The organism is Pseudomonas sp. R38(2017) (genome assembly GCF_002112395.1).
Classification (GTDB): Bacteria; Pseudomonadota; Gammaproteobacteria; order Pseudomonadales; family Pseudomonadaceae; genus Aquipseudomonas.
Genome location: NZ_NEHN01000018.1, coordinates 2242 through 5616, shown reverse-complemented (window position 1 = coordinate 5616; position 3375 = coordinate 2242). Strand labels below are relative to the sequence as shown.

2 rRNA genes are annotated in these 3375 nt (G+C 50.9%); both read right to left on the bottom strand.

Features of this window, described 5'->3' with window-relative positions:
• Positions 1–93, bottom strand: a 5S ribosomal RNA gene (gene rrf / locus CAF87_RS28870); the annotation flags it as partial.
• A gap of 157 nt (positions 94–250) precedes the next feature.
• Positions 251–3141 (bottom strand): 23S ribosomal RNA (locus tag CAF87_RS28865).
• Between the last annotated feature and the right edge of the window lie 234 nt (positions 3142–3375).

Sequence of the window (3375 nt, the reverse complement as noted above, 5' to 3'; positions counted from 1 at the left end):
ATGGGGAAACCCCACACTACCATCGGCGATGCATCGTTTCACTTCTGAGTTCGGGATGGGATCAGGTGGTTCCAACGCTCTATGGTCGTCAAGAAATTCGGGTACTGACTCGTGGCCGACTGGCCTCGCTTCAGCAAATTGGGTATGGGATAGTTTTCGGTGTTTTGTGAGCATCGAACTTTCGGTTCATTGCGTCTTCACACACCGCAATCTGATGCTCTTTCGAGTAGTCAAATTGCTTGGGTGTTATATGGTCAAGCCTCACGGGCAATTAGTATTGGTTAGCTCAACGCCTCACAGCGCTTACACACCCAACCTATCAACGTCGTAGTCTTCGACGGCCCTTCAGGGAACTCAAGGTTCCAGTGAGATCTCATCTTGAGGCAAGTTTCCCGCTTAGATGCTTTCAGCGGTTATCTTTTCCGAACATAGCTACCCGGCAATGCCACTGGCGTGACAACCGGAACACCAGAGGTTCGTCCACTCCGGTCCTCTCGTACTAGGAGCAGCCCCTCTCAAATCTCAAACGTCCACGGCAGATAGGGACCGAACTGTCTCACGACGTTCTAAACCCAGCTCGCGTACCACTTTAAATGGCGAACAGCCATACCCTTGGGACCGGCTTCAGCCCCAGGATGTGATGAGCCGACATCGAGGTGCCAAACACCGCCGTCGATATGAACTCTTGGGCGGTATCAGCCTGTTATCCCCGGAGTACCTTTTATCCGTTGAGCGATGGCCCTTCCATACAGAACCACCGGATCACTAAGACCTACTTTCGTACCTGCTCGACGTGTCTGTCTCGCAGTCAAGCGCGCTTTTGCCTTTATACTCTACGACCGATTTCCGACCGGTCTGAGCGCACCTTCGTACTCCTCCGTTACTCTTTAGGAGGAGACCGCCCCAGTCAAACTACCCACCATACACTGTCCTCGATCCGGATAACGGACCTGAGTTAGAACCTCAAAGTTGCCAGGGTGGTATTTCAAGGATGGCTCCACGCGAACTGGCGTCCACGCTTCAAAGCCTCCCACCTATCCTACACAAGCAAATTCAAAGTCCAGTGCAAAGCTATAGTAAAGGTTCACGGGGTCTTTCCGTCTAGCCGCGGATACACTGCATCTTCACAGCGATTTCAATTTCACTGAGTCTCGGGTGGAGACAGCGCCGCCATCGTTACGCCATTCGTGCAGGTCGGAACTTACCCGACAAGGAATTTCGCTACCTTAGGACCGTTATAGTTACGGCCGCCGTTTACCGGGGCTTCGATCAAGAGCTTCGCGTTAGCTAACCCCATCAATTAACCTTCCGGCACCGGGCAGGCGTCACACCCTATACGTCCACTTTCGTGTTTGCAGAGTGCTGTGTTTTTAATAAACAGTCGCAGCGGCCTGGTATCTTCGACCGGCATGGGCTTACGGAGCAAGTCCTTCACCCTCACCGGCGCACCTTCTCCCGAAGTTACGGTGCCATTTTGCCTAGTTCCTTCACCCGAGTTCTCTCAAGCGCCTTGGTATTCTCTACCCAACCACCTGTGTCGGTTTGGGGTACGGTTCCTGGTTATCTGAAGCTTAGAAGCTTTTCTTGGAAGCATGGCATCAACCACTTCGTCGCCTAATGGCAACTCGTCATCAGCTCTCGGCCTTAAGATCCCGGATTTACCTAAGATCTCAGCCTACCACCTTAAACTTGGACAACCAACGCCAAGCTGGCCTAGCCTTCTCCGTCCCTCCATCGCAATAACCAGAAGTACAGGAATATTAACCTGTTTTCCATCGACTACGCTTTTCAGCCTCGCCTTAGGGACCGACTAACCCTGCGTCGATTAACGTTGCGCAGGAAACCTTGGTCTTTCGGCGTGGGTGTTTTTCACACCCATTGTCGTTACTCATGTCAGCATTCGCACTTCTGATACCTCCAGCAAGCTTCTCAACTCACCTTCACAGGCTTACAGAACGCTCCTCTACCGCATCACTTGCGTGATACCCGTAGCTTCGGTGTATGGTTTGAGCCCCGTTACATCTTCCGCGCAGGCCGACTCGACTAGTGAGCTATTACGCTTTCTTTAAAGGGTGGCTGCTTCTAAGCCAACCTCCTAGCTGTCTAAGCCTTCCCACATCGTTTCCCACTTAACCATAACTTTGGGACCTTAGCTGACGGTCTGGGTTGTTTCCCTTTTCACGACGGACGTTAGCACCCGCCGTGTGTCTCCCATGCTCGGCACTTGTAGGTATTCGGAGTTTGCATCGGTTTGGTAAGTCGGGATGACCCCCTAGCCGAAACAGTGCTCTACCCCCTACAGTGATACATGAGGCGCTACCTAAATAGCTTTCGAGGAGAACCAGCTATCTCCGAGCTTGATTAGCCTTTCACTCCGATCCACAGGTCATCCGCTAACTTTTCAACGGTAGTCGGTTCGGTCCTCCAGTCAGTGTTACCTAACCTTCAACCTGCCCATGGATAGATCGCCCGGTTTCGGGTCTATTCCCAGCGACTAGACGCCCTATTAAGACTCGCTTTCGCTACGCCTCCCCTATTCGGTTAAGCTCGCCACTGAAAATAAGTCGCTGACCCATTATACAAAAGGTACGCAGTCACAGAACAAAGTCTGCTCCCACTGCTTGTACGCATACGGTTTCAGGATCTATTTCACTCCCCTCTCCGGGGTTCTTTTCGCCTTTCCCTCACGGTACTAGTTCACTATCGGTCAGTCAGTAGTATTTAGCCTTGGAGGATGGTCCCCCCATATTCAGACAAAGTTTCTCGTGCTCCGTCCTACTCGATTTCATGACTAAGAGACTTTCGCGTACAGGGCTATCACCCACTATGGCCGCACTTTCCAGAGCGTTCCGCTAATCTCAAAGCCACTTAAGGGCTAGTCCCCGTTCGCTCGCCACTACTAAGGGAATCTCGGTTGATTTCTTTTCCTCAGGGTACTTAGATGTTTCAGTTCCCCTGGTTCGCCTCTTGCACCTATGTATTCAGTGCAAGATAACCATCTTGTGATGGCTGGGTTCCCCCATTCAGACATCTCCGGATCAAAGTCTGTTTGCCGACTCCCCGAAGCTTTTCGCAGGCTACCACGTCTTTCATCGCCTCTGACTGCCAAGGCATCCACCGTATGCGCTTCTTCACTTGACCATATAACCCCAAGCAATCTGGTTATACTGTGAAGACGACATTCGCCGAAAATTCGAATTTCTCAACTAAGAGAACTCACAAATTTTACCTTAGCCTGATCACCACCAGTGAAAGTGGATCTCAGTCTATCTTTCTATCACATACCCAAATTTTTAAAGAACGATCTAGTCAAAGACTAGAAATCAACATTCATCATCATCTGATGGAATGCTCATTTCTAAGCTTTCAAACAAG